The 25,148-nt window shown below is 51.4% G+C and carries 24 protein-coding genes; 22 read left to right on the top strand and 2 right to left on the bottom strand.

Features of this window, described 5'->3' with window-relative positions; translation table 11 throughout:
* The first annotated feature begins 115 nt into the window (after positions 1 to 115).
* Positions 116 to 1,612: an ATPase RavA gene (gene ravA / locus FEK47_RS17655; RefSeq protein ID WP_135486983.1), complete on the top strand. Its 1,497-nt coding sequence runs from the start codon at positions 116 to 118 to the stop codon at positions 1,610 to 1,612.
* Positions 1,606 to 3,057 (top strand): ATPase RavA stimulator ViaA, encoded by a 1,452-nt coding sequence (viaA, locus tag FEK47_RS17650; protein WP_130215076.1) that lies wholly within the window; start codon positions 1,606 to 1,608, stop codon positions 3,055 to 3,057. The genes ravA and viaA overlap by 7 nt, the downstream gene beginning before the upstream one ends.
* 4 nt (positions 3,058 to 3,061) lie before the next feature.
* Here viaA and asnA read toward each other — a convergent pair whose 3' ends face one another.
* Positions 3,062 to 4,054, bottom strand: a complete 993-nt coding sequence (gene asnA / locus FEK47_RS17645) for an aspartate--ammonia ligase (protein ID WP_046081397.1) — start codon at positions 4,052 to 4,054, stop codon at positions 3,062 to 3,064.
* Between the two features lie 151 nt (positions 4,055 to 4,205).
* Here asnA and asnC point away from each other — a divergent pair, with 151 nt between their 5' ends.
* The 20 genes from asnC (at position 4,206) to phoU (ending at position 24,429) form a co-directional block, all read left to right on the top strand.
* The gene (gene asnC / locus FEK47_RS17640) at positions 4,206 to 4,664 is read left to right on the top strand and encodes a transcriptional regulator AsnC (RefSeq protein WP_000432970.1); all 459 of its coding nucleotides are present in this window, start codon (positions 4,206 to 4,208) and stop codon (positions 4,662 to 4,664) included.
* An 89-nt stretch (positions 4,665 to 4,753) separates the two neighbouring features.
* Entirely contained in the window at positions 4,754 to 5,197 is a 444-nt protein-coding gene (gene mioC / locus FEK47_RS17635; protein WP_130206832.1) for an FMN-binding protein MioC, read from the top strand.
* A 378-nt stretch (positions 5,198 to 5,575) separates the two neighbouring features.
* Positions 5,576 to 7,465 (top strand): tRNA uridine-5-carboxymethylaminomethyl(34) synthesis enzyme MnmG, encoded by a 1,890-nt coding sequence (gene mnmG, locus FEK47_RS17630; protein ID WP_130206830.1) that lies wholly within the window; start codon positions 5,576 to 5,578, stop codon positions 7,463 to 7,465.
* A gap of 63 nt (positions 7,466 to 7,528) precedes the next feature.
* Positions 7,529 to 8,152: a 16S rRNA (guanine(527)-N(7))-methyltransferase RsmG gene (gene rsmG / locus FEK47_RS17625; RefSeq protein WP_135486984.1), complete on the top strand. Its 624-nt coding sequence runs from the start codon at positions 7,529 to 7,531 to the stop codon at positions 8,150 to 8,152.
* A gap of 616 nt (positions 8,153 to 8,768) precedes the next feature.
* Positions 8,769 to 9,149, top strand: a complete 381-nt coding sequence (atpI, locus tag FEK47_RS17620; RefSeq protein WP_130206826.1) for a F0F1 ATP synthase subunit I — start codon at positions 8,769 to 8,771, stop codon at positions 9,147 to 9,149.
* Positions 9,150 to 9,157: 8 nt separating this feature from the next.
* Positions 9,158 to 9,973: a F0F1 ATP synthase subunit A gene (atpB, locus tag FEK47_RS17615; protein WP_000135618.1), complete on the top strand. Its 816-nt coding sequence runs from the start codon at positions 9,158 to 9,160 to the stop codon at positions 9,971 to 9,973.
* Between the two features lie 46 nt (positions 9,974 to 10,019).
* On the top strand, positions 10,020 to 10,259 hold the full coding sequence (gene atpE / locus FEK47_RS17610) for a F0F1 ATP synthase subunit C (protein ID WP_000429386.1): 240 nt from the start codon (positions 10,020 to 10,022) through the stop codon (positions 10,257 to 10,259).
* 61 nt (positions 10,260 to 10,320) lie between these two features.
* Entirely contained in the window at positions 10,321 to 10,791 is a 471-nt protein-coding gene (gene atpF / locus FEK47_RS17605) for a F0F1 ATP synthase subunit B (protein WP_001052219.1), read from the top strand.
* Between the two features lie 14 nt (positions 10,792 to 10,805).
* Positions 10,806 to 11,339: a F0F1 ATP synthase subunit delta gene (gene atpH, locus FEK47_RS17600; RefSeq protein WP_001288587.1), complete on the top strand. Its 534-nt coding sequence runs from the start codon at positions 10,806 to 10,808 to the stop codon at positions 11,337 to 11,339.
* Between the two features lie 12 nt (positions 11,340 to 11,351).
* Complete coding sequence (atpA, locus tag FEK47_RS17595) at positions 11,352 to 12,893, top strand: F0F1 ATP synthase subunit alpha (protein WP_001176745.1); 1,542 nt, start codon at positions 11,352 to 11,354, stop codon at positions 12,891 to 12,893.
* 50 nt (positions 12,894 to 12,943) lie between these two features.
* Complete coding sequence (atpG, locus tag FEK47_RS17590; protein WP_130215078.1) at positions 12,944 to 13,807, top strand: F0F1 ATP synthase subunit gamma; 864 nt, start codon at positions 12,944 to 12,946, stop codon at positions 13,805 to 13,807.
* 26 nt (positions 13,808 to 13,833) lie between these two features.
* On the top strand, positions 13,834 to 15,216 hold the full coding sequence (atpD, locus tag FEK47_RS17585) for a F0F1 ATP synthase subunit beta (protein WP_000190506.1): 1,383 nt from the start codon (positions 13,834 to 13,836) through the stop codon (positions 15,214 to 15,216).
* 20 nt (positions 15,217 to 15,236) lie between these two features.
* Positions 15,237 to 15,656, top strand: a complete 420-nt coding sequence (locus FEK47_RS17580) for a F0F1 ATP synthase subunit epsilon (RefSeq protein ID WP_001251965.1) — start codon at positions 15,237 to 15,239, stop codon at positions 15,654 to 15,656.
* Positions 15,657 to 16,042: 386 nt separating this feature from the next.
* Positions 16,043 to 17,413, top strand: a complete 1,371-nt coding sequence (gene glmU, locus FEK47_RS17575) for a bifunctional UDP-N-acetylglucosamine diphosphorylase/glucosamine-1-phosphate N-acetyltransferase GlmU (protein ID WP_130215080.1) — start codon at positions 16,043 to 16,045, stop codon at positions 17,411 to 17,413.
* 162 nt (positions 17,414 to 17,575) lie between these two features.
* Positions 17,576 to 19,405 (top strand): glutamine--fructose-6-phosphate transaminase (isomerizing), encoded by a 1,830-nt coding sequence (gene glmS / locus FEK47_RS17570; RefSeq protein WP_130215082.1) that lies wholly within the window; start codon positions 17,576 to 17,578, stop codon positions 19,403 to 19,405.
* A 444-nt stretch (positions 19,406 to 19,849) separates the two neighbouring features.
* Entirely contained in the window at positions 19,850 to 20,890 is a 1,041-nt protein-coding gene (gene pstS, locus FEK47_RS17565; protein ID WP_000867162.1) for a phosphate ABC transporter substrate-binding protein PstS, read from the top strand.
* An 85-nt stretch (positions 20,891 to 20,975) separates the two neighbouring features.
* A complete protein-coding gene (gene pstC, locus FEK47_RS17560; RefSeq protein ID WP_000741620.1) occupies positions 20,976 to 21,935 on the top strand; it encodes a phosphate ABC transporter permease PstC in 960 nt (319 codons plus the stop codon).
* Positions 21,935 to 22,825 carry a phosphate ABC transporter permease PstA gene (pstA, locus tag FEK47_RS17555; protein WP_001251991.1) on the top strand — a complete coding sequence of 297 codons (891 nt, stop codon included), beginning with the start codon at positions 21,935 to 21,937 and terminating at the stop codon, positions 22,823 to 22,825. The genes pstC and pstA overlap by 1 nt, the downstream gene beginning before the upstream one ends.
* 90 nt (positions 22,826 to 22,915) lie before the next feature.
* Positions 22,916 to 23,689, top strand: a complete 774-nt coding sequence (gene pstB / locus FEK47_RS17550; protein ID WP_000063126.1) for a phosphate ABC transporter ATP-binding protein PstB — start codon at positions 22,916 to 22,918, stop codon at positions 23,687 to 23,689.
* A gap of 14 nt (positions 23,690 to 23,703) precedes the next feature.
* On the top strand, positions 23,704 to 24,429 hold the full coding sequence (gene phoU, locus FEK47_RS17545) for a phosphate signaling complex protein PhoU (RefSeq protein WP_130206818.1): 726 nt from the start codon (positions 23,704 to 23,706) through the stop codon (positions 24,427 to 24,429).
* 59 nt (positions 24,430 to 24,488) lie between these two features.
* Here the strand turns inward: phoU and cbrC are convergent, their stop codons facing one another.
* Positions 24,489 to 25,076, bottom strand: a complete 588-nt coding sequence (cbrC, locus tag FEK47_RS17540; RefSeq protein ID WP_135486985.1) for a PF03691 family colicin E2 tolerance protein CbrC — start codon at positions 25,074 to 25,076, stop codon at positions 24,489 to 24,491.
* Positions 25,077 to 25,148: the final 72 nt, after the last annotated feature.

Below are 25,148 nucleotides of genomic sequence, written 5' to 3'. Positions count from 1 at the left end.
CATTAACCTGGCTCAAAGAAAAATATCCCTTCTTTGAGACTATTTTTGCCACCAGCAAGAAACGTCTATACTCGCAATTTACGCAGAACTTTTGACGAAAGGACGCCACTTCATTATGGCTCACCCTCATTTATTAGCGGAAAGAATTTCCCGCCTGAGCAGCGCGCTGGAAAAGGGGCTTTATGAACGTAGCCACGCCATCCGCCTGTGTTTGTTAGCGGCATTAAGTGGTGAAAGCGTGTTCCTGCTTGGCCCCCCAGGTATTGCTAAAAGTCTGATCGCCCGTCGCTTAAAATTCGCCTTCCAGAATGCGCGCGATTTTGAATATCTGATGACCCGCTTCTCCACCCCGGAAGAAGTTTTTGGCCCCCTTTCCATTCAGGCGTTAAAAGATGAGGGACGCTATGAACGCTTAACCAGCGGTTACCTGCCGGAAGCAGAAATCGTCTTTCTGGATGAAATCTGGAAAGCTGGCCCGGCGATTCTTAATACCCTGCTCACCGCCATTAACGAACGTCAATTCCGTAACGGTGCTCATGTCGAAAAAATCCCGATGCGCTTGCTCGTGGCGGCCTCCAACGAGCTGCCGGAAGCAGACAGCAGTCTGGAAGCGTTATATGACCGCATGCTGATTCGTCTGTGGTTAGATAAAGTGCAGGATAAAGCGAATTTCCGCTCCATGCTGACCAGCCAACAAGATGAAAATAACAATCCGGTTCCTGCCGCCTTGCAGGTCACTAATGAAGAATATGAACGCTGGCAGAAAGAGATTAGTGAAATTACGCTGCCCGATCATGTATTTGAGCTGATTTTTATGCTGCGCCAGCAACTGGATAAATTACCGGATGCGCCTTACGTCTCCGATCGCCGCTGGAAAAAAGCGATCCGCTTATTGCAGGCCAGCGCTTTTTTTAGTGGTCGCAGTGCTGTTGCCCCGGTTGATCTTATCTTGCTGAAAGATTGCCTGTGGTATGACGCGCAAAGCCTGAATTTGATTCAACAACAAATTGATTTATTGATGACCGGTCACGCCTGGCAACAGCAAGGGATGTTGACCCGCCTGGGCGCGATTGTGCAACGTCGTCTGCAACTCCAGCAGCAACAAAGCGATAAAACAGCCTTAACGGTAATTCGTCTGGGCGGCATTTTCAGCCGTCGTCAGCAGTATCAGCTTCCTGTCAACGTTACTGATTCCAATCTGACTCTGCTGCTGCAAAAACCGTTAAAACTGCATGATATGGAAGTAGTTCATATCTCCTTTGAGCGTAGCGCGCTGGAACAGTGGCTGAGCAAAGGTGGTGAAATTCGTGGCAAACTGAACGGTATCGGCTTTGCCCAGAAACTGAATCTGGAAGTTGATAGCGCCCAACATCTGGTTGTACGCGATGTAAGTTTACAAGGCAGTATGCTGGCGCTCCCCGGTTCATCGGCTGAAGGTCTGCCAGGTGAAATAAAACAACAACTGGAAGAGCTTGAAAGCGACTGGCGTAAGCAACATGTTTTATTCAGCGAACAGCAAAAATGTCTGTTTATCCCTGGCGACTGGTTAGGTCGCATTGAAGCCAGCCTACAGGATGTCGGCGCCCAGATTCTCCAGGCGCAACAATGCTAACACTGGATACGCTCAATGTGATGCTGGCCGTCAGCGAAGAGGGATTGATCGAAGAGATGATCATCGCGCTGCTGGCCTCACCGCAGCTGGCGGTATTCTTTGAAAAATTCCCGCGCCTCAAGGCGGCAATCACCGATGATATTCCCCGCTGGCGTGAGGTGCTGCATAGCCGTCTGAAAGATGCGCGTGTCCCGCCGGAACTCACTGAAGAGGTCATGTGCTATCAGCAAAGCCAGCTTCTCTCCACGCCGCAGTTTATTGTGCAGCTACCCCAGATTCTGGACTTACTGCATCGTCTGAATTCCCCGTGGGCCGAACAAGCCCGACAGCTGGTTGATGCTAACAGCACTATCACTCCGTCATTGCATACGCTTTTTCTCCAGCGTTGGCGCTTAAGCCTGATTGTGCAAGCGACGACCCTGAATCAGCAGTTATTAGAAGAAGAACGCGAACAACTGTTGAGCGAAGTTCAGGAACGCATGACATTAAGCGGGCAGCTCGAACCTGTTCTGGCAGATAACAACACCGCAGCCGGTCGTCTGTGGGATATGAGCGCCGGTCAGCTTAAACGCGGCGACTATCAGTTGATTGTGAAATACGGGGAATTTCTTAACGAACAGCCGGAACTGAAACGTCTGGCGGAACAGCTGGGACGTTCGCGGGAGGCTAAATCAATACCCCGCAACGATGCGCAGATGGAAACCTTCCGCACCATGGTGCGCGAACCAGCAACCGTTCCTGAGCAGGTTGATGGCCTGCAACAAAGCGATGATATTTTACGCCTTCTGCCGCCGGAACTGGCGACACTGGGCATCACTGAACTGGAATATGAATTTTATCGTCGGCTGGTGGAAAAACAGTTGCTCACCTATCGTCTGCACGGTGAATCATGGCGTGAAAAAGTAATCGAACGCCCGGTGGTACATAAAGATTACGACGAACAACCGCGTGGACCGTTTATTGTCTGCGTAGATACTTCCGGCTCAATGGGCGGTTTTAATGAGCAGTGTGCGAAAGCGTTCTGCCTGGCCTTGATGCGCATAGCCCTCGCTGAAAATCGACGCTGCTATATTATGTTATTTTCCACCGAGATCGTCCGTTACGAGCTTTCAGGCCCACAAGGTCTTGAACAAGCGATCCGCTTTTTAAGTCAGCAGTTTCGTGGCGGCACCGATCTGGCCAGTTGCTTTCGCGCCATTATGGAACGCTTACAAAGTCGGGAATGGTTTGACGCTGATGCGGTGGTGATTTCTGATTTTATCGCCCAGCGGTTGCCTGACGATGTGACGAGTAAAGTGAAAGAGTTGCAGCGGGTACATCAGCATCGCTTTCATGCCGTGGCGATGTCGGCACACGGCAAACCCGGCATCATGCGCATTTTCGATCATATCTGGCGCTTTGATACCGGGATGCGAAGCCGCCTGCTCAGACGCTGGCGGCGATAAACGATTACAGCAGAGAAGGGACGCTCTCGCGAACAGCTGCCGGCCATACACCACACTGAACCTGGCCGATATGCGGCAGTTGCAGCAGCAGCATAGTCAAACGAGACTGGCCGATACCGCCGCCGATGGTCTGCGGCATTTCACCACGCAGCAGCGCCTGATGCCATTCCAGCTGCAGACGATCTTCATCACCGGTCAGCGCCAGTTGATGCTTCAGCGTGTCGGCATCCACGCGGATCCCCATGGAAGAAAGCTCAAACGCATCTTCCAGTACCGGGTTCCATACCAGAATATCGCCGTTCAGACCCGCATGGCCCAGCTCTGATGGGGTGCTCCAGTCATCATAATCCGGTGCGCGCACGTCGTGGCGATGACCATCACTCAGCTTGCCACCAATCCCGACAAGGAATACCGCGCCAAGATCTTTCGCAATCGCCCGCTCACGCCCTTTGGCATCGAGATCCGGATAACGAGCCAGTAACTCCTGGCTGTGTACGAAGTGGATCTGATCCGGCAGGAACGGTGCCAGACCAAACTCTTCGCTAACAGCAGCTTCGGTTGCTTTAATTCCCGCCCAGATCGCCTCTACTGTGCTTTTCAGAGTGGAGAATTGACGCTCACCGTCGCCCATTACTCGTTCCCAGTCCCACTGGTCAACATAGACCGAGTGCAGCGGGGAAAGACGGTCTTCATCGGGGCGAAGGGCTTTCATGTGCGTGTACAGCCCTTCGCCCACGCTGAAGTCGTGTTGCCCTAATGTCTGACGTTTCCACTTCGCCAGTGAATGAACCACTTCGAACTGGGCATCAGGCAGAGCTTTCACTTTTACCTGTACCGCTTTTTCACAGCCCGACAAGTTATCCTGCGTGCCATCCCCCACACGGCTAAGAATCGGCGCCTGGACTTCAATCAGCCCTAAGCGTTCTTCCAGTTGACGAGAAAAGTGAGATTTCACGAAGCTAATTTGACGTTGTTTGGCAATGTAAGCGGTTTTCATTTTTTATACTCCTGCGTCCTGTTGCTTATGATTAAGCAACAAAAACCGACACACATGCAATAATCATTCAATAAAAAGCCTAACTCACTTTTGATTCGTTAAAAAAGAAGGCTAAAATAGAATAAATCATCAATACACATAAGAAAATCCTATGGAAAATTATCTGATCGACAATCTGGACCGCGGCATCCTGGAAGCATTAATGGGCAATGCACGCACCGCTTACGCCGAACTGGCGAAACAATTTGGCGTAAGCCCGGGGACGATTCACGTTCGTGTAGAGAAAATGAAGCAGGCGGGGATCATTACCGGCGCCCGTATCGACGTCAGCCCAAAACAGCTCGGTTATGACGTAGGCTGTTTTATCGGCATTATCCTGAAGAGCGCAAAAGACTATCCTTCCGCGCTGGCAAAGCTGGAAAGTCTCGACGAAGTCACCGAAGCCTATTACACCACCGGCCACTACAGCATCTTTATAAAAGTAATGTGCCGCTCGATCGACGCCCTCCAGCATGTACTTATCAACAAGATCCAAACAATTGATGAAATTCAGTCCACCGAGACATTGATCGTCCTGCAGAACCCGATCATGCGTACCATTAAGCCCTGATCAGCTTTTTTAATCCCATACTTTTCCACAGGTAGATCCCAGCGCGTTCACAGCGTACAATACGCCACTCTTAATAAAGGTGGCGGTTTATGGCAGATATCACTCTTATCAGCGGCAGCACCCTGGGCGGTGCCGAATATGTAGCAGAACACCTGGCTGAAAAGCTGGAAGAGGCGGGTTTTACCACCGAAACGCTGCACGGTCCGCTGTTAGAAGATTTATCTGCCTCTGGGATCTGGCTGGTTATCAGCTCAACCCACGGTGCCGGAGACATTCCGGACAACCTTTCTCCTTTCTATGAAGCATTGCAGGAACAAAAGCCCGATCTTTCTGCGGTGCGCTTTGGCGCAATCGGTATTGGCAGTCGTGAATACGACACTTTTTGTGGGGCCATCGATAAACTCGAGGCAGAACTCAAAAATTCCGGTGCAAAACAGATTGGTGAAACACTGAAGATCAACATCCTTGATCACGACATTCCGGAAGATCCGGCAGAAGAATGGCTGGGATCGTGGATTAATTTACTCAAATAAGTATACAGATCGTGCGATCTACTGTGGATAACTCTGTCAGGAAGCTTGGATCAACCGGTAGTTATCCAAAGAACAACTGTTGTTCAGTTTTTGAGTTGTGTATAACCCCTCATTCTGATCCCAGCTTATACGGTCCAGGATCACCGATCATTCACAGTTAATGATCCTTTCCAGGTTGTTGATCTTAAAAGCCGGATCCTTGTTATCCACAGGGCAGTGCGATCCTAATAAGAGATCACAATAGAACAGATCTCTAAATAAATAGATCTTCTTTTTAATACCCAGGATCCCGGGTCTTTCTCAAGCCGACAAAGTTGAGTAGAATCCACGGCCCGGGCTTCAATCCATTTTCATACCGCGTTATGCGAGGCAATCACCATGTTTTATCCGGATCCTTTTGACGTCATCATCATTGGCGGGGGTCATGCAGGCACCGAGGCTGCGATGGCCGCGGCGCGTATGGGTCAACAGACTCTGCTTTTGACACACAATATCGACACTCTGGGGCAGATGAGCTGCAACCCGGCGATCGGCGGTATTGGGAAGGGACATCTGGTAAAAGAAGTGGATGCACTCGGCGGTCTGATGGCGAAAGCGATCGATCAGGCAGGTATCCAGTTTAGGATACTAAACGCCAGCAAAGGGCCGGCGGTTCGCGCTACTCGCGCTCAGGCGGATCGTGTGCTCTATCGTCAGGCGGTACGCACGGCGCTGGAGAACCAACCCAATCTGATGATCTTCCAGCAGGCAGTTGAGGATCTTATTGTCGAAAACGATCGCGTGGTTGGTGCTGTCACCCAAATGGGACTGAAGTTCCGTGCCAAAGCCGTCGTGCTCACCGTTGGGACGTTCCTCGACGGTAAAATTCATATCGGTCTGGATAATTACAGCGGTGGCCGTGCTGGTGATCCGCCATCCATTCCGCTTTCTCGCCGTTTGCGTGAATTGCCGCTGCGCGTTGGTCGTCTGAAAACCGGGACGCCGCCGCGTATCGATGCGCGCACTATCGACTTCAGCGTGCTGGCGCAACAGCATGGCGATAACCCAATGCCGGTATTCTCGTTCATGGGCAATGCGGCCCAGCATCCCCAGCAGGTGCCGTGTTATATCACCCATACCAACGAGAAAACCCATGATGTGATCCGCAGTAACCTCGATCGTAGCCCAATGTACGCAGGGGTGATCGAAGGTGTCGGTCCACGCTACTGCCCGTCGATCGAAGACAAAGTCATGCGCTTTGCCGACAGAAATCAGCATCAGATCTTCCTTGAACCGGAAGGGCTGACGTCTAACGAAATTTATCCGAACGGTATCTCCACCAGCCTGCCGTTCGATGTGCAGATGCAAATCGTCCGCTCCATGCAGGGGATGGAAAATGCGAAGATCGTGCGTCCTGGTTATGCCATCGAATATGACTTCTTCGATCCGCGTGACCTGAAACCAACGCTGGAGAGTAAGTTTATCCAGGGGCTGTTCTTTGCTGGTCAGATTAACGGCACTACCGGTTATGAAGAAGCCGCTGCGCAAGGTTTGCTGGCCGGTCTTAACGCTGCCCGTCTGTCCGCAGACAAAGAAGGTTGGGCGCCTGCGCGTTCTCAGGCTTATCTTGGTGTGCTGGTGGACGACCTCTGCACGCTGGGTACCAAAGAACCGTACCGTATGTTTACCTCCCGCGCAGAATATCGTCTGATGCTGCGCGAAGATAACGCGGATCTGCGTTTGACTGAAATCGGTCGTGAACTGGGTCTGGTAGATGACGAACGCTGGGCGCGCTTTAACGAGAAGCTTGAGAACATCGAGCGTGAGCGTCAGCGTCTGAAATCGACCTGGGTAACCCCGTCGGCGGAAGCGGCAGCCGAAGTGAATGCTCACCTGACTGCGCCGCTTTCCCGTGAAGCCAGCGGTGAAGATCTGCTGCGTCGTCCGGAAATGACTTATGAAAAATTAACCACGCTGACGCCGTTTTCCCCTGCGTTGACAGACGAACAGGCGGCGGAACAGGTTGAGATTCAGGTTAAATACGAAGGTTATATTGCGCGCCAGCAAGATGAGATCGAAAAGCAACAGCGTAACGAGAACACGCTGCTGCCTGCGACGCTGGATTACCGCCAGGTATCCGGTCTGTCTAACGAAGTGATCGCCAAACTTAACGATCACAAACCGGCCTCTATCGGTCAGGCTTCGCGTATTTCTGGCGTCACGCCTGCGGCCATCTCCATTCTGCTGGTGTGGCTGAAAAAACAGGGTATGCTGCGTCGTAGCGCATAACGCATTAAAAATGCCAGGTAAGCACCCGCTTACCTGGCAACGCATCAAGAACAGGTAATCACCGTGCTCAACAAACTCTCTTCACTGCTGAAAGACGCAGGAATTTCGCTTACCGATCACCAGAAAAATCAGCTTATTGCCTACGTAAATATGCTGCATAAATGGAATAAGGCGTACAACCTGACCTCGGTCCGCGATCCTAACGAGATGCTGGTACGCCATATTCTCGACAGCATTGTCGTTGCTCCATATTTGCAAGGTGAGCGTTTTATCGATGTGGGAACCGGACCGGGGTTGCCTGGCATACCGCTTTCCATCGTGCGTCCTGAAGCCAATTTCACACTGCTGGATAGCCTTGGTAAACGCGTGCGTTTCCTCCGTCAGGTGCAACATGAACTGAAACTGGAAAACATTGAACCAGTACAGAGCAGGGTAGAAGAGTTTCCGTCAGAGCCGCCGTTTGATGGCGTAATTAGCCGCGCTTTTGCGTCTTTGAACGATATGGTGAGCTGGTGCCATCATCTTCCTGGTGAGCAAGGCCGTTTTTATGCGTTGAAAGGTCAAATGCCGGAAGATGAAATCGCTTTGTTGCCTGAAGAATATCAGGTCGAATCAGTGGTTAAACTTCAGGTTCCAGCCCTGGATGGCGAACGTCATTTGGTGGTGATTAAAGCAAATAAAATTTAATTTTTATCAAAAAAATAATAAAAAATTGACCGGTTAGACTGTTAACAACAACCAGGTTTTCTACTGATATAACTGGTTACATTTAACACCACGTTCACTATTTTGCATCATCAAAGTAACGTGGCTTTTTTTGGTAAGCAGAAAATAAGTCATTAGTGAAAATATCAGGCTGCTAAAAATTGGCGCTAAGAACCATAATTGTCTGTTAAAGTTTTATTAAGAATGTCAATGGGTGGTTTTTGTTGTGTAAATGCTATTTGTGAAAAGAGTATCTGTTTTTAGACTGAAATATCAGAAGCTTGCAAAGGCATCATTTGCCAAGTAAATAAATATGCTACGGGTGAACATGCTCGATATGTGATCTTAAGCACGCTTTACCACTAGTGTTTACGCGTTATTTACAGTTTTTCATGATCCACCACGGTTAGCAGAAAAGTCGCAATTGTATGCACTGGAAAAATATTTAAACATTTATTCACCTTTTGGCTACTTATTGTTTGAAATCACGGGGGCGCACCGTATAATTTGACCGCTTTTTGATGCTTGACTCTAAGCCTTAAAGAAAGTTTTATACGACACGCGGCATACCTCGAAGGGAGCAGGAGTGAAAAACGTGATGTCTGTGTCGCTCTTGAGTCGAAACGTTGCTCGGAAGCTTCTGCTCGTTCAGTTACTGGTGGTGATAGCAAGTGGATTGCTGTTCAGCCTCAAAGACCCCTTCTGGGGCGTCTCTGCGTTAAGTGGAGGCCTGGCAGTCTTTCTGCCTAACGTTTTTTTTATGATATTTGCCTGGCGTCACCAGGCGCATACACCAGCGAAAGGCCGGGTGGCCTGGACGTTCGCATTTGGCGAAGCTTTCAAAGTTCTGGCGATGTTGGTGTTACTGGTGGTGGCGTTGGCTGTTTTAAAGGCGGTATTCTTGCCGCTGATCGTTACGTGGGTTTTGGTGCTGGTGGTTCAGATACTGGCACCGGCTGTAATTAACAACAAAGGGTAAAAGGCATCATGGCTTCAGAAAATATGACGCCGCAGGATTACATAGGACACCACCTGAATAACCTTCAGCTGGACCTGCGTACATTCTCGCTGGTGGATCCGCATAACCCCCCAGCCACCTTCTGGACAATTAATATTGACTCCATGTTCTTCTCGGTGGTGCTGGGTCTGTTGTTCCTGGTTTTATTCCGTAGCGTAGCCAAAAAGGCGACCAGCGGTGTGCCAGGTAAGTTTCAGACCGCGATTGAGCTGGTGATCGGCTTTGTTAATGGTAGCGTGAAAGACATGTACCATGGCAAAAGCAAGCTGATTGCTCCGCTGGCCCTGACGATCTTCGTCTGGGTATTCCTGATGAACCTGATGGATTTACTGCCTATCGACCTGCTGCCGTACATTGCTGAACATGTACTGGGTCTGCCTGCACTGCGTGTGGTTCCGTCTGCGGACGTGAACGTAACGCTGTCTATGGCACTGGGCGTATTTATCCTGATTCTGTTCTACAGCATCAAAATGAAAGGCATCGGCGGCTTCACGAAAGAGTTGACGCTGCAGCCGTTCAATCACTGGGCGTTCATTCCTGTCAACTTAATCCTTGAAGGGGTAAGCCTGCTGTCCAAACCAGTTTCACTCGGTTTGCGACTGTTCGGTAACATGTATGCCGGTGAGCTGATTTTCATTCTGATTGCTGGTCTGTTGCCGTGGTGGTCACAGTGGATCCTGAATGTGCCGTGGGCCATTTTCCACATCCTGATCATTACGCTGCAAGCCTTCATCTTCATGGTTCTGACGATCGTCTATCTGTCGATGGCGTCTGAAGAACATTAATTTACCAACACTACTACGTTTTAACTGAAACAAACTGGAGACTGTCATGGAAAACCTGAATATGGATCTGCTGTACATGGCTGCCGCTGTGATGATGGGTCTGGCGGCAATCGGTGCTGCGATCGGTATCGGCATCCTCGGGGGTAAATTCCTGGAAGGCGCAGCGCGTCAACCTGATCTGATTCCTCTGCTGCGTACTCAGTTCTTTATCGTTATGGGTCTGGTGGATGCTATCCCGATGATCGCTGTAGGTCTGGGTCTGTACGTGATGTTCGCTGTCGCGTAGTAAGCGTTGCTTTTATTTAAAGAGCAATATCAGAACGTTAACTAAATAGAGGCATTGTGCTGTGAATCTTAACGCAACAATCCTCGGCCAGGCCATCGCGTTTGTCCTGTTCGTTCTGTTCTGCATGAAGTACGTATGGCCGCCATTAATGGCAGCCATCGAAAAACGTCAAAAAGAAATTGCTGACGGCCTTGCTTCTGCAGAACGAGCACATAAGGACCTTGACCTTGCAAAGGCCAGCGCGACCGACCAGCTGAAAAAAGCGAAAGCGGAAGCCCAGGTAATCATCGAGCAGGCGAACAAACGCCGCTCGCAGATTCTGGACGAAGCGAAAGCTGAGGCAGAACAGGAACGTACTAAAATCGTGGCCCAGGCGCAGGCGGAAATTGAAGCCGAGCGTAAACGTGCCCGTGAAGAGCTGCGTAAGCAAGTTGCTATCCTGGCTGTTGCTGGCGCCGAGAAGATCATCGAACGTTCCGTGGATGAAGCTGCTAACAGCGACATCGTGGATAAACTTGTCGCTGAACTGTAAGGAGGGAGGGGCTGATGTCTGAATTTATTACGGTAGCTCGCCCCTACGCCAAAGCAGCTTTTGACTTTGCCGTCGAACACCAAAGTGTAGAACGCTGGCAGGACATGCTGGCGTTTGCCGCCGAGGTAACCAAAAACGAACAGATGGCAGAGCTTCTCTCTGGTGCACTGGCGCCAGAAACGCTCGCCGAGTCGTTTATCGCAGTTTGTGGTGAGCAACTGGACGAAAACGGTCAGAACCTGATTCGGGTTATGGCTGAAAATGGTCGTCTTAACGCGCTCCCGGATGTTCTGGAGCAGTTTATTCACCTGCGTGCCGTGAGTGAGGCTACCGCTGAGGTAGACGTCATTTCCGCTGCTGCATTGAGTGAACAACAGCTCGCGAAAATTTCTGCTGCGATGGAAAAACGTCTGTCACGCAAAGTTAAGCTGAATTGCAAAATCGATAAGTCTGTAATGGCAGGCGTTATCATCCGAGCGGGTGATATGGTCATTGATGGCAGCGTACGCGGTCGTCTTGAGCGCCTTGCAGACGTCTTGCAGTCTTAAGGGGACTGGAGCATGCAACTGAATTCCACCGAAATCAGCGAACTGATCAAGCAGCGCATTGCTCAGTTCAATGTTGTGAGTGAAGCTCACAACGAAGGTACTATTGTTTCTGTAAGTGACGGTGTTATCCGCATTCACGGCCTGGCCGATTGTATGCAGGGTGAAATGATCTCCCTGCCGGGTAACCGTTACGCTATCGCACTGAACCTCGAGCGCGACTCTGTAGGTGCGGTTGTTATGGGTCCGTACGCTGACCTTGCCGAAGGCATGAAAGTTAAGTGTACTGGCCGTATCCTGGAAGTTCCGGTTGGCCGTGGCCTGCTGGGCCGTGTGGTTAACACTCTGGGTGCACCAATCGACGGTAAAGGTCCGCTGGATCACGACGGCTTCTCTGCTGTAGAAGCAATCGCTCCAGGCGTTATCGAACGTCAGTCCGTAGATCAGCCGGTACAGACCGGTTATAAAGCCGTTGACTCCATGATCCCAATCGGTCGTGGTCAGCGTGAATTGATCATCGGTGACCGTCAGACCGGTAAAACCGCACTGGCTATCGATGCCATCATCAACCAGCGCGATTCCGGTATCAAATGTATCTATGTCGCTATCGGCCAGAAAGCGTCCACCATTTCTAACGTGGTACGTAAACTGGAAGAGCACGGCGCACTGGCTAACACCATCGTTGTGGTAGCAACCGCGTCTGAATCCGCTGCACTGCAATACCTGGCGCCATATGCCGGTTGCGCAATGGGCGAATACTTCCGTGACCGCGGTGAAGATGCGCTGATCATTTACGATGACCTGTCTAAACAGGCTGTTGCTTACCGTCAGATCTCCCTGCTGCTCCGTCGTCCGCCAGGACGTGAAGCATTCCCGGGCGACGTATTCTACCTCCACTCTCGTCTGCTGGAGCGTGCTGCGCGTGTTAACGCCGAATACGTTGAAGCCTTCACCAAAGGTGAAGTGAAAGGGAAAACCGGTTCTCTGACCGCACTGCCGATTATCGAAACTCAGGCGGGTGACGTTTCTGCGTTCGTTCCGACCAACGTAATCTCCATTACCGATGGTCAGATCTTCCTGGAAACCAACCTGTTCAACGCCGGTATTCGTCCTGCGGTTAACCCGGGTATCTCCGTATCCCGTGTTGGTGGTGCAGCACAGACCAAGATCATGAAAAAACTGTCCGGTGGTATCCGTACCGCTCTGGCACAGTATCGTGAACTGGCAGCGTTCTCTCAGTTTGCATCCGACCTTGACGATGCAACTCGTAAGCAGCTTGACCACGGTCAGAAAGTGACCGAACTGCTGAAACAGAAACAGTATGCGCCGATGTCTGTTGCGCAACAGTCTCTGGTTCTGTTTGCAGCAGAACGTGGTTACCTGGCGGATGTTGAACTGTCGAAAATCGGCAGCTTCGAAGCCGCTCTGCTGGCTTACGTCGACCGTGATCACGCTCCGTTGATGCAAGAGATCAACCAGACCGGTGGCTACAACGACGAAATCGAAGGCAAGCTGAAAGGCATCCTCGATTCCTTCAAAGCAACCCAATCCTGGTAACGTCTGGCGGCTTGCCTTAGGGCAGGCCGCAAGGCATTGAGGAGAAGCTCATGGCCGGCGCAAAAGAGATACGTAGTAAGATCGCAAGCGTCCAGAACACGCAAAAGATCACTAAAGCGATGGAGATGGTCGCCGCTTCCAAAATGCGTAAATCGCAGGATCGCATGGCGGCCAGCCGTCCTTATGCAGAAACCATGCGCAAAGTGATTGGTCACCTTGCGCACGGTAATCTGGAATATAAGCACCCATACCTGGAAGAACGCGACGTTAAACGTGTGGGCTACCTGGTGGTGTCGACCGACCGTGGTTTGTGCGGTGGTTTGAACATTAACCTGTTCAAAAAACTGCTGGCGGAAATGAAGACCTGGACCGACAAAGGCGTTCAATGCGACCTCGCAATGATCGGCTCGAAAGGTGTGTCGTTCTTCAGCTCCGTGGGCGGCAATGTTGTTGCCCAGGTTACAGGCATGGGGGATAACCCTTCCCTGTCCGAACTGATCGGTCCGGTAAAAGTGATGTTGCAGGCCTACGACGAAGGCCGTCTGGACAAGCTTTACATTGTCAGCAACAAATTTATTAACACCATGTCTCAGGTTCCGACCATCAGCCAGCTGCTGCCGTTACCGGCATCAGATGATGATGATCTGAAACATAAATCCTGGGATTACCTGTACGAACCCGATCCGAAGGCGTTGCTGGATACCCTGCTGCGTCGTTATGTCGAATCTCAGGTTTATCAGGGCGTGGTAGAAAACCTGGCCAGCGAGCAGGCCGCCCGTATGGTGGCGATGAAAGCCGCGACCGACAATGGCGGCAGCCTGATTAAAGAGCTGCAGTTGGTATACAACAAAGCTCGTCAGGCCAGCATTACTCAGGAACTCACCGAGATCGTCTCGGGGGCCGCCGCGGTTTAAACAGGTTATTTCGTAGAGGATTTAAGATGGCTACTGGAAAGATTGTCCAGGTAATCGGCGCCGTAGTTGACGTCGAATTCCCTCAGGATGCCGTACCGCGCGTGTACGATGCTCTTGAGGTGCAAAATGGTAATGAGCGTCTGGTGCTGGAAGTTCAGCAGCAGCTCGGCGGCGGTATCGTGCGTACCATCGCAATGGGTTCCTCCGACGGTCTGCGTCGCGGTCTGGATGTAAAAGACCTCGAACACCCGATCGAAGTCCCGGTAGGTAAAGCGACTCTGGGCCGTATCATGAACGTACTGGGCGAACCGGTCGACATGAAAGGCGAGATCGGTGAAGAAGAGCGTTGGGCGATTCACCGCGCAGCACCTTCCTACGAAGAGCTGTCAAACTCTCAGGAACTGCTGGAAACCGGTATCAAAGTTATCGACCTGATGTGTCCGTTCGCTAAGGGCGGTAAAGTTGGTCTGTTCGGTGGTGCGGGTGTAGGTAAAACCGTAAACATGATGGAGCTTATTCGTAACATCGCGATCGAGCACTCCGGTTACTCTGTGTTTGCGGGCGTAGGTGAACGTACTCGTGAGGGTAACGACTTCTACCACGAAATGACCGACTCCAACGTTATCGACAAAGTATCCCTGGTGTATGGCCAGATGAACGAGCCGCCGGGAAACCGTCTGCGCGTTGCTCTGACCGGTCTGACCATGGCTGAGAAATTCCGTGACGAAGGTCGTGACGTTCTGCTGTTCGTTGACAACATCTATCGTTACACCCTGGCTGGTACGGAAGTATCCGCACTGCTGGGCCGTATGCCTTCAGCGGTAGGTTATCAGCCGACCCTGGCGGAAGAGATGGGCGTTCTGCAGGAACGTATCACCTCCACCAAAACCGGTTCTATCACCTCCGTACAGGCAGTATACGTACCTGCGGATGACTTGACTGACCCGTCTCCGGCAACCACCTTTGCGCACCTTGACGCAACCGTGGTACTGAGCCGTCAGATCGCGTCTCTGGGTATCTACCCGGCCGTTGACCCGCTGGACTCCACCAGCCGTCAGCTGGATCCGCTGGTGGTTGGTCAGGAACACTACGACACCGCGCGTGGCGTTCAGTCCATCCTGCAACGTTATCAGGAACTGAAAGACATTATCGCCATCCTGGGTATGGATGAACTGTCTGAAGAAGACAAACTGGTGGTAGCGCGTGCTCGTAAGATCCAGCGCTTCCTGTCCCAGCCGTTCTTCGTGGCAGAAGTATTCACCGGTTCTCCGGGTAAATACGTCTCCCTGAAAGACACCATCCGTGGCTTTAAAGGCATCATGGAAGGCGAATACGATCACCTGCCGGAGCAGGCGTTCTACATGGTCGGTTCCATCGAAGAAGCTGTGGAAAAAGCCAAAAAACTTTAACGCCTTAATCGGAGGGTGATATGGCAATGACTTACCACCTGGACGTCGTCAGCGCAGAGCAACAAATGTTCTCTGGTCTGGTCGAGAAAATCCAGGTAACGGGTAGCGAAGGTGAACTGGGAATTTACCCGGGCCACGCACCGCTGCTCACCGCCATTAAGCCTGGTATGATTCGCATCGTGAAACAGCACGGTCACGAAGAGTTTATCTATCTGTCTGGCGGCATTCTTGAAGTGCAGCCTGGCAACGTGACCGTTCTGGCCGACACCGCAATTCGCGGACAGGATCTCGACGAAGCGCGAGCCATGGAAGCGAAACGTAAGGCTGAAGAGCACATTAGCAGCTCTCACGGCGACGTAGATTACGCTCAGGCGTCTGCGGAACTGGCCAAAGCGATCGCGCAGCTGCGCGTTATCGAGTTGACCAAAAAAGCGATGTAACACCGGCTTGAAAAGCACAAAGCCAGTCTGGAAACAGGCTGGCTTTTTTTTCGCGCGCTGCAGCGAGATTGGTTCTGCTATATCCTGCGCATTTTTATATCCCGCAATTAAACTCATTTTTATAATTACGCGAAATCCTTCGCTGATTTTCCTGTTTATTCATTGATCGAAATAAGAGCAAAAACATCAGCCTGACGCTTAAATGAAGGTGGTGTCTTACTTTTATGAAGACAAAAGGCGTGACGATGGTCGAAAATAGCTCTTTCGCCAGTGGGGATAATCCGTTATTGAGCAATTTATCCCCTGTCCATTTCACGATGAAAAAAATGTAGTTTTTTCAATGTGAAGCGGTTTAAATTCGTTCTCAAATTACAGTCAGGACGCGTATGTTGAATAATGCTATGAGCGTAGTGATCCTTGCAGCAGGCAAAGGCACTCGCATGTATTCCGATCTTCCGAAAGTGCTGCATACCCTTGCCGGGAAAGCGATGGTTCAGCATGTCATTGATGCTGCGAATGAATTAGGCGCAGCGCACGTTCACCTGGTTTACGGCCACGGCGGCGATCTGCTTAAACAGGCACTGAAAGACGACAACCTGAACTGGGTGCTTCAGGCAGAGCAACTGGGTACTGGTCATGCCATGCAGCAGGCTGCACCTTTCTTTGCCGATGACGAAGACATTTTAATGCTCTACGGCGACGTGCCGTTGATCTCTGTTGAAACACTCCAGCGCCTGCGTGATGCTAAACCGCAGGGCGGCATTGGCCTGCTGACAGTGAAACTGGATGATCCGACCGGTTATGGTCGTATTACCCGCGAAAACGGCAAAGTTACTGGTATTGTTGAGCATAAAGATGCCACTGACGAGCAGCGTCAGATTCAGGAAATCAACACCGGCATTCTGATCGCCAACGGCGCAGATATGAAACGCTGGCTGGCGAAGCTGACCAACAATAACGCTCAGGGTGAATACTACATCACCGATATTATTGCGCTGGCGTATCAGGAAGGACGTGAAATCGTTGCCGTTCACCCGCAACGTTTAAGCGAAGTTGAAGGCGTGAATAACCGTCTGCAACTCTCTCGTCTGGAGCGCGTTTACCAGTCCGAACAGGCTGAAAAACTGCTGTTAGCAGGCGTTATGTTGCGCGATCCGGCCCGTTTTGATCTGCGCGGTACGCTTACTCACGGGCGCGATGTTGAAATTGATACTAACGTTATCATCGAGGGTAACGTTACTCTCGGTAATCGCGTGAAAATCGGCACTGGTTGCGTGATTAAAAACAGCGTGATTGGTGATGATTGCGAAATTAGCCCGTATACCGTAGTGGAAGATGCTAATCTGGCAGCGGCCTGTACCATTGGCCCGTTTGCCCGTCTGCGCCCCGGTGCTGAGTTGCTGGAAGGTGCACACGTCGGTAACTTCGTTGAGATGAAAAAAGCGCGTCTGGGTAAAGGCTCGAAAGCTGGTCATCTGACTTACCTGGGCGATGCGGAGATCGGCGATAACGTTAACATCGGTGCGGGAACCATTACCTGCAACTATGATGGAGCGAATAAATTCAAAACCATTATCGGCGATGATGTATTTGTCGGTTCCGACACCCAGCTGGTGGCTCCTGTAACGGTGGGTAAAGGCGCGACGATTGCTGCCGGTACAACTGTGACGCGTAATGTTGGCGAAAACGCATTAGCTATCAGCCGCGTGCCGCAGTCGCAAAAAGAAGGCTGGCGTCGTCCGGCAAAGAAAAAGTAATTCTGGCTGGGTAAATCCGGCCTCCTGGGATGAGGAGATAACATAATCTCCCTCCTACAAGCAGTAACTATAAAAATAACCCCACTCTCTACAAGGCTCGGGGCGCCCGAAAAAACGGGCATACAGGTTGACCGACAACGATATAAACCGGAATCAAAAACTATGTGTGGAATTGTTGGCGCGATCGCGCAACGTGATGTAGCAGAAATCCTTCTTGAAGGTTTACGTCGTCTGGAATACCGCGGTTATGACTCTGCTGGTCTGGCCGTTGTTGACGCAGAAGGTCATATGACCCGTCTACGTCGTCTCGGTAAAGTCCAGATGCTGGCTCAGGCAGCGGAAGAACATCCTCTGCATGGCGGTACGGGTATTGCTCATACTCGCTGGGCGACGCACGGCGAACCTTCAGAAGTGAATGCGCATCCGCATGTTTCTGAACACATTGTGGTGGTGCATAACGGCATCATCGAAAACCATGAACCGCTGCGTGAAGAGTTAAAAGCGCGTGGCTATACCTTCGTTTCTGAAACCGACACCGAAGTGATTGCTCACCTGGTGAACTGGGAACTGAAACAGGGTGGCACTCTGCGTGAAGCTGTTCTGCGTGCTATTCCACAGCTGCGTGGCGCTTATGGCACGGTAATTATGGATACCCGTCACCCGGATACCCTGCTGGCGGCACGTTCTGGTAGTCCGTTGGTGATTGGCCTCGGTATGGGCGAAAACTTTATCGCTTCTGACCAGTTGGCTCTGCTGCCAGTGACTCGTCGCTTTATCTTCCTTGAAGAGGGCGATATTGCCGAAGTGACTCGCCGCTCGGTAACTATCTTCGATAAATCAGGCGCGGAAGTGAAACGTCAGGATATTGAATCCAATCTGCAATATGACGCGGGCGATAAAGGTATTTACCGTCACTACATGCAGAAAGAGATCTACGAACAGCCGAACGCGATCAAAAACACCCTTACCGGGCGTATCAGCCACGGCCAGGTGGATTTAAGCGAGCTGGGGCCGAACGCCGACGAACTGCTGTCGAAGGTTGAGCATATTCAGATCCTCGCCTGCGGTACTTCTTATAACTCCGGTATGGTTTCCCGCTACTGGTTTGAATCGCTGGCAGGTATTCCGTGCGACGTTGAAATCGCCTCTGAATTCCGCTATCGCAAATCTGCAGTACGCCGCAATAGCCTGATGATCACCCTGTCGCAGTCTGGCGAAACCGCAGATACCCTGGCTGGCCTGCGTCTGTCGAAAGAGCTGGGATATTTGGGCTCGCTGGCAATCTGTAACGTTCCGGGTTCTTCTCTGGTACGTGAATCCGATCTGGCGCTGATGACTAATGCGGGTACTGAAATTGGCGTGGCGTCCACCAAAGCATTCACCACTCAGTTAACCGTGCTGTTGATGCTGGTGGCGAAACTGTCTCGCCTGAAAGGTCTGGATGCCTCCATTGAGCATGATATCGTGCATGGTCTGCAGGCGCTGCCGAACCGTATTGAGCAGATGCTGTCTCAGGACAAACGAATTGAAGCCCTGGCGGAAGATTTCTCTGACAAACACCACGCGCTGTTCCTGGGCCGTGGCGATCAGTACCCGATCGCGCTGGAAGGCGCATTGAAGCTGAAAGAGATCTCTTACATTCACGCTGAAGCCTATGCTGCAGGCGAACTGAAACACGGTCCGCTGGCGCTGATTGACGCGGATATGCCGGTTATCGTCGTTGCACCGAACAACGAACTGTTGGAAAAACTGAAATCCAACATTGAAGAAGTTCGTGCGCGTGGCGGTCAGTTGTACGTCTTCGCCGATCAGGATGCAGGTTTTGTCGGTAGCGATAACATGCACATCATCGAGATGCCGCATGTGGAAGAGGTGATTGCACCGATCTTCTACACCGTTCCGCTGCAGCTACTGGCTTACCATGTCGCGCTGATCAAAGGCACCGACGTTGACCAGCCGCGTAACCTGGCAAAATCGGTTACGGTTGAGTAATGAATGGATGCCCTGCGTAAGCAGGGCATGTGACTGCTGACAAACGCAAAACTGCCTGATGCGCTACGCTTATCAGGCCTACGTGGTTACTGCAATATTTTGAATTTGCACGATTTTGTAGGCCGAATAAGGCGTTCACGCCGCATCCGTCATGAACAACGCGCACTTTGTCAATAATCTGATGCCCTGCTTTCGCAGGGCATTTTTCGATCCCCTCTCTCATCGTCTCATCTTCAGCTATTTTTAAACTGTCACAGAAAGAAAATTATTCTGCCAGGCTAATGTCACTTTCACTTCTAACTTATTGATTTTTCACCAGGCGAAAAGAGTTTTCTTTCGTGTCATAAAACTGTCATAAACCTTACATATAACTGTCACCTGTTTGTCCTATTTTGCTTCTCGTAGCCAACAAACAATGCTTTATGAATCCTCCCAGGAGACATTATGAAAGTTATGCGTACCACCGTCGCAACTGTTGTCGCCGCGACCTTATCGATGAGCGCTTTCTCTGTGTTTGCAGAAGCAAGCCTGACAGGTGCAGGTGCAACCTTTCCTGCGCCGGTGTATGCCAAATGGGCTGACACTTACCAAAAAGAAACCGGTAATAAAGTTAACTACCAGGGTATCGGTTCTTCCGGCGGCGTAAAACAGATTATCGCTAACACCGTTGATTTCGGTGCTTCTGACGCGCCGCTGTCTGACGAAAAACTGGCTCAGGAAGGTCTGTTCCAGTTCCCGACCGTGATTGGCGGCGTGGTGCTGGCGGTTAACTTACCGGGCCTGAAATCTGGCGAACTGGTGCTGGATGGTAAAACCCTCGGCGATATCTACCTGGGCAAAATTAAAAAGTGGGATGATGAAGCCATCGCCAAATTGAATCCGGGTCTGAAACTGCCTTCACAGAATATCGCTGTAGTGCGCCGTGCAGATGGCTCCGGGACTTCCTTCGTCTTCACCAGCTACCTGGCGAAAGTGAACGAAGAGTGGAAAAACAACGTTGGTACTGGCTCTACCGTAAAATGGCCGATTGGTCTGGGTGGTAAAGGTAACGACGGTATCGCCGCGTTCGTTCAGCGTCTGCCGGGTGCAATTGGTTACGTTGAATATGCTTACGCGAAGCAGAACAACCTGGCGTACACCAAACTGATCTCCGCTGATGGCAAACCGGTTAGTCCGACCGAAGAAAACTTCGCTAATGCAGCAAAAGGCGCAGACTGGAGCAAAACCTTCGCTCAGGATCTGACCAACCAGAAAGGCGAAGATGCGTGGCCTATTACCTCTACCACGTTCATTCTGATCCACAAAGATCAGAAGAAACCAGAACAAGGCACAGAAGTGCTGAAGTTCTTCGACTGGGCGTACAAAACCGGGGCTAAACAGGCGAACGACCTGGATTATGCCAGCCTGCCGGATAGCGTAGTTGAACAGGTTCGCGCAGCGTGGAAGACCAATATTAAAGACAGTAGCGGTAAGCCGCTGTACTAATAAAACTCCAGGCCGGATGCGGCGTTAACGCCGCATCCGGCATTACAAAATGACTTTGTAAACGCGTTTAACTGAAGAGTAACTTATGGCTGCAACCAAGCCTGCTTTTAACCCACCGGGTAAAAAGGGCGACATAATTTTCAGCGTGCTGGTAAAACTGGCGGCGCTGATTGTGCTATTGATGTTGGGTGGCATTATTGTCTCTCTGATCATCTCCTCCTGGCCGAGCATTCAGAAATTTGGTCTGGCTTTCCTGTGGACCAAAGAGTGGGATGCACCGAACGATATCTACGGGGCGCTGGTACCGATCTACGGTACGTTGGTGACTTCGTTTATCGCGCTGCTGATCGCCGTCCCGGTGAGTTTCGGTATCGCCCTGTTCCTGACCGAGCTTGCGCCTGGCTGGCTGAAGCGCCCGCTGGGTATCGCCATTGAGTTGCTGGCAGCCATTCCAAGTATCGTTTACGGCATGTGGGGCCTGTTTATCTTCGCGCCGCTGTTCGCCGTTTACTTTCAGGAGCCGGTCGGCAATATCATGTCGAATATCCCGATTGTCGGCGCGCTGTTCTCCGGTCCGGCATTTGGTATCGGTATCCTCGCGGCAGGCGTGATCCTCGCCATCATGATTATTCCGTACATTGCGGCGGTAATGCGCGATGTGTTCGAACAAACCCCGGTGATGATGAAAGAGTCGGCCTACGGTATTGGCTGCACCACCTGGGAAGTTATCTGGCGTATTGTTCTTCCGTTCACCAAAAATGGGGTAATCGGTGGCATTATGCTGGGTCTGGGGCGCGCGCTCGGTGAAACCATGGCGGTGACCTTTATCATCGGTAACACCTACCAGCTCGACAGCGCCTCGCTGTACATGCCGGGCAACAGTATCACCTCTGCTCTGGCCAACGAATTTGCCGAAGCGGAATCCGGTCTGCACGTTGCCGCACTGATGGAACTGGGCCTGATCCTGTTTGTGATTACCTTCATCGTCCTCGCCGCATCGAAGTTTATGATTATGCGCCTGGCTAAGAATGAGGGGGCACGCTAATGGCTATGGTTGAAATGCAAACCACTGCGGCGCTGGCGGAATCCCGCCGCAAAATGCAGGCGCGTCGCCGCCTCAAAAACCGTATTGCACTGACGCTCTCGATGGCGACGATGGCCTTCGGTCTGTTCTGGCTGATCTGGATTTTAATGTCCACCATCACTCGCGGTATCGATGGTATGTCGCTGGCGCTGTTCACTGAAATGACGCCGCCGCCCAATACGGAAGGTGGTGGTCTGGCGAACGCCCTGGCGGGTAGCGGGCTGTTAATTTTGTGGGCCACGGTATTCGGTACGCCGCTGGGCATTATGGCGGGGATTTATCTGGCGGAATATGGTCGTAAATCCTGGCTGGCAGAGGTGATTCGCTTCATTAACGACATTCTGCTCTCTGCGCCGTCGATTGTGGTTGGTCTGTTTGTTTACACCATTGTGGTGGCGCAGATGGAGCACTTCTCTGGCTGGGCGGGCGTAATTGCGCTGGCGCTGTTGCAGGTGCCGATTGTTATCCGCACCACCGAGAACATGCTGAAACTGGTGCCGGACAGCCTGCGTGAAGCGGCTTATGCGCTGGGTACACCGAAGTGGAAGATGATCTCCGCGATTACGCTGAAAGCGTCGGTGTCCGGGATCATGACCGGTATCCTGCTGGCGATTGCCCGTATTGCCGGTGAAACCGCGCCGCTGCTGTTTACCGCGCTCTCCAACCAGTTCTGGAGCACGGACATGATGCAGCCGATCGCCAACCTGCCGGTGACGATCTTTAAGTTTGCGATGAGCCCGTTTGCGGAATGGCAGCAACTGGCCTGGGCCGGGGTATTGATCATTACCCTGTGCGTACTGCTGCTGAACATTCTGGCGCGCGTTGTATTTGCGAAGAATAAACACGGTTAACACTTTGCCGGATGCGGCGTGAACGCTTTATCCGGCCTACGGTAAGCCTGATTCGCGAAATGCATCAGGCACGATGAGGAAAAGATTGCAATGAGTATGGTTGAAACTGCCCCGAGTAAAATTCAGGTTCGTAATTTGAACTTCTACTACGGCAAATTCCATGCCCTGAAAAACATCAACCTGGATATCGCTAAAAACCAGGTTACGGCGTTTATCGGGCCGTCCGGCTGCGGTAAATCGACGCTGCTGCGTACCTTCAACAAAATGTTTGAACTGTATCCAGAGCAGCGCGCGGAAGGTGAAATTCTGCTCGATGGCGACAACATTCTGACCAACACTCAGGATATCGCTCTGCTGCGTGCGAAAGTGGGCATGGTGTTTCAGAAACCGACGCCGTTCCCGATGTCCATTTACGACAACATCGCTTTTGGCGTGCGTCTGTTTGAGAAGCTCTCCCGTGCTGACATGGACGAGCGAGTGCAGTGGGCATTGACCAAAGCCGCATTGTGGAACGAAACCAAAGATAAATTGCACCAGAGCGGTTACTCTCTCTCTGGCGGTCAGCAACAGCGTCTGTGTATTGCGCGTGGTATCGCCATTCGCCCGGAAGTGCTGCTGCTCGACGAACCGTGTTCGGCGCTCGACCCCATCTCTACCGGGCGTATTGAAGAGCTGATCACCGAACTGAAGCAGGATTACACCGTGGTGATCGTCACCCACAACATGCAGCAGGCTGCGCGTTGTTCCGACCACACGGCGTTTATGTATCTGGGCGAATTGATTGAGTTCAGCAACACGGACGATCTGTTCACCAAGCCAGCGAAGAAACAAACAGAAGACTACATCACCGGTCGTTACGGTTGATTCAGGAGTGCGTTATGGACAGTCTCAATCTTAATAAACATATTTCCGGCCAGTTCAACGCCGAACTGGAAAGCATCCGCACGCAGGTGATGACCATGGGCGGCATGGTGGAGCAGCAGCTTTCTGATGCGATCACCGCGATGCACAACCAGGACAGCGATCTGGCAAAACGCGTGATCGAAGGCGACAAGAACGTCAACATGATGGAAGTGGCAATCGATGAAGCCTGCGTGCGCATTATTGCCAAACGTCAGCCGACGGCGAGCGACCTGCGTCTGGTGATGGTGATCAGTAAAACCATTTCCGAGCTGGAGCGTATTGGCGACGTGGCGGACAAAATCTGTCGCACTGCACTGGAGAAATTCTCCCAGCAGCATCAGCCGTTGCTGGTAAGTCTGGAGTCGCTGGGCCGTCATACCATCCAGATGCTGCACGACGTGCTGGACGCGTTCGCGCGGATGGACATTGACGAAGCGGTACGTATTTATCGTGAAGATAAAAAAGTCGATCAGGAGTACGAAGGGATTGTTCGTCAACTGATGACCTACATGATGGAAGATTCGCGTACCATTCCGAGCGTACTTACCGCGCTGTTCTGTGCGCGTTCAATCGAACGTATCGGTGACCGCTGCCAGAATATCTGCGAATACATCTTCTACTACGTGAAAGGTCAGGATTTCCGTCACGTCGGCGGCGATGAGCTGGATAAATTGCTGGCAGAGAAAGATTCGAAAGCGTAACGCTAAGCGTGCGCTGCACCAGGCACTCTGCCCGGTAAAATTTACCGGGCAGAGTAGCATTACGAAAAATCGCCCCACAGTCTCAGCTTGCCGCAGTGGAGACAGCGGAACAGATAACCCTGACAATCACCGCCGTTTTGCAAACATTTAGCTAGATCAGAATTTTTAATACCGAAATTTTCACAATCTTCTTCAAGATTGGCAAATTCATCTAGGCGATCTTTTATCTCATTCCAGCCCACATAGCCGATAAAAGCACAGAAATCGCCACAATGTGCGAGCCAGAATTCCTGCTGCCATCCATGATAACCTGGCGTGCGTTCAACCAACTCTTTCAGCATATCGTCAGGATATGTGTTCTTAACACCAGCAAATTCGTCCTCTTCATCATACTCAAATTCAACGCCTTCGATGTTTGTATCATCCTGAAAACTACCTGCAAACTTTTCTGCCGCAGAACCGTCCGCAATGCACCACGGACAGAGATATTCAACTTCATCAACGCAATAAAAAGGACCAGAGTAATAAACCGACGTCGGTTGTTCACAGCAATCGCACTCTACGGTTTTATCCTGCTTAAATGCACTTGTTTCCAGTGGTTGCGGATGATATTTGAATAGGGGTAACGGCCTGATATTTTGAGTCATAGAAACATCCTGTCTGCTTTTGAGTAGCCCAAAGATAAAGCATCCCGCTTAGCTTAAAGAGTTTGTTTTCGG

It is taken from the genome of Escherichia sp. E3659, assembly GCF_005781135.1.
In the GTDB taxonomy this organism is placed as follows: Bacteria; Pseudomonadota; Gammaproteobacteria; order Enterobacterales; family Enterobacteriaceae; genus Escherichia.
Note: the sequence above shows the minus strand (reverse complement) of the source record. Positions and strands in the feature narration are given on the sequence as shown.

What these genes read in the sequence shown, in the direction of transcription:
- ravA (WP_135486983.1), top strand. Translation starts at nt 116, where the DNA reads ATGGCTCACCCTCATTTATTAGCGGAAAGAATTTCCCGCCTGAGCAGC.
- viaA (WP_130215076.1), top strand. Translation starts at nt 1,606, where the DNA reads ATGCTAACACTGGATACGCTCAATGTGATGCTGGCCGTCAGCGAAGAG.
- asnA (WP_046081397.1), bottom strand. Translation starts at nt 4,054, where the DNA reads ATGAAAACCGCTTACATTGCCAAACAACGTCAAATTAGCTTCGTGAAA.
- asnC (WP_000432970.1), top strand. Translation starts at nt 4,206, where the DNA reads ATGGAAAATTATCTGATCGACAATCTGGACCGCGGCATCCTGGAAGCA.
- mioC (WP_130206832.1), top strand. Translation starts at nt 4,754, where the DNA reads ATGGCAGATATCACTCTTATCAGCGGCAGCACCCTGGGCGGTGCCGAA.
- mnmG (WP_130206830.1), top strand. Translation starts at nt 5,576, where the DNA reads ATGTTTTATCCGGATCCTTTTGACGTCATCATCATTGGCGGGGGTCAT.
- atpI (WP_130206826.1), top strand. Translation starts at nt 8,769, where the DNA reads ATGTCTGTGTCGCTCTTGAGTCGAAACGTTGCTCGGAAGCTTCTGCTC.
- atpB (WP_000135618.1), top strand. Translation starts at nt 9,158, where the DNA reads ATGGCTTCAGAAAATATGACGCCGCAGGATTACATAGGACACCACCTG.
- atpE (WP_000429386.1), top strand. Translation starts at nt 10,020, where the DNA reads ATGGAAAACCTGAATATGGATCTGCTGTACATGGCTGCCGCTGTGATG.
- atpH (WP_001288587.1), top strand. Translation starts at nt 10,806, where the DNA reads ATGTCTGAATTTATTACGGTAGCTCGCCCCTACGCCAAAGCAGCTTTT.
- atpA (WP_001176745.1), top strand. Translation starts at nt 11,352, where the DNA reads ATGCAACTGAATTCCACCGAAATCAGCGAACTGATCAAGCAGCGCATT.
- atpG (WP_130215078.1), top strand. Translation starts at nt 12,944, where the DNA reads ATGGCCGGCGCAAAAGAGATACGTAGTAAGATCGCAAGCGTCCAGAAC.
- atpD (WP_000190506.1), top strand. Translation starts at nt 13,834, where the DNA reads ATGGCTACTGGAAAGATTGTCCAGGTAATCGGCGCCGTAGTTGACGTC.
- FEK47_RS17580 (WP_001251965.1), top strand. Translation starts at nt 15,237, where the DNA reads ATGGCAATGACTTACCACCTGGACGTCGTCAGCGCAGAGCAACAAATG.
- glmU (WP_130215080.1), top strand. Translation starts at nt 16,043, where the DNA reads ATGTTGAATAATGCTATGAGCGTAGTGATCCTTGCAGCAGGCAAAGGC.
- glmS (WP_130215082.1), top strand. Translation starts at nt 17,576, where the DNA reads ATGTGTGGAATTGTTGGCGCGATCGCGCAACGTGATGTAGCAGAAATC.
- pstS (WP_000867162.1), top strand. Translation starts at nt 19,850, where the DNA reads ATGAAAGTTATGCGTACCACCGTCGCAACTGTTGTCGCCGCGACCTTA.
- pstC (WP_000741620.1), top strand. Translation starts at nt 20,976, where the DNA reads ATGGCTGCAACCAAGCCTGCTTTTAACCCACCGGGTAAAAAGGGCGAC.
- pstA (WP_001251991.1), top strand. Translation starts at nt 21,935, where the DNA reads ATGGCTATGGTTGAAATGCAAACCACTGCGGCGCTGGCGGAATCCCGC.
- pstB (WP_000063126.1), top strand. Translation starts at nt 22,916, where the DNA reads ATGAGTATGGTTGAAACTGCCCCGAGTAAAATTCAGGTTCGTAATTTG.
- phoU (WP_130206818.1), top strand. Translation starts at nt 23,704, where the DNA reads ATGGACAGTCTCAATCTTAATAAACATATTTCCGGCCAGTTCAACGCC.
- cbrC (WP_135486985.1), bottom strand. Translation starts at nt 25,076, where the DNA reads ATGACTCAAAATATCAGGCCGTTACCCCTATTCAAATATCATCCGCAA.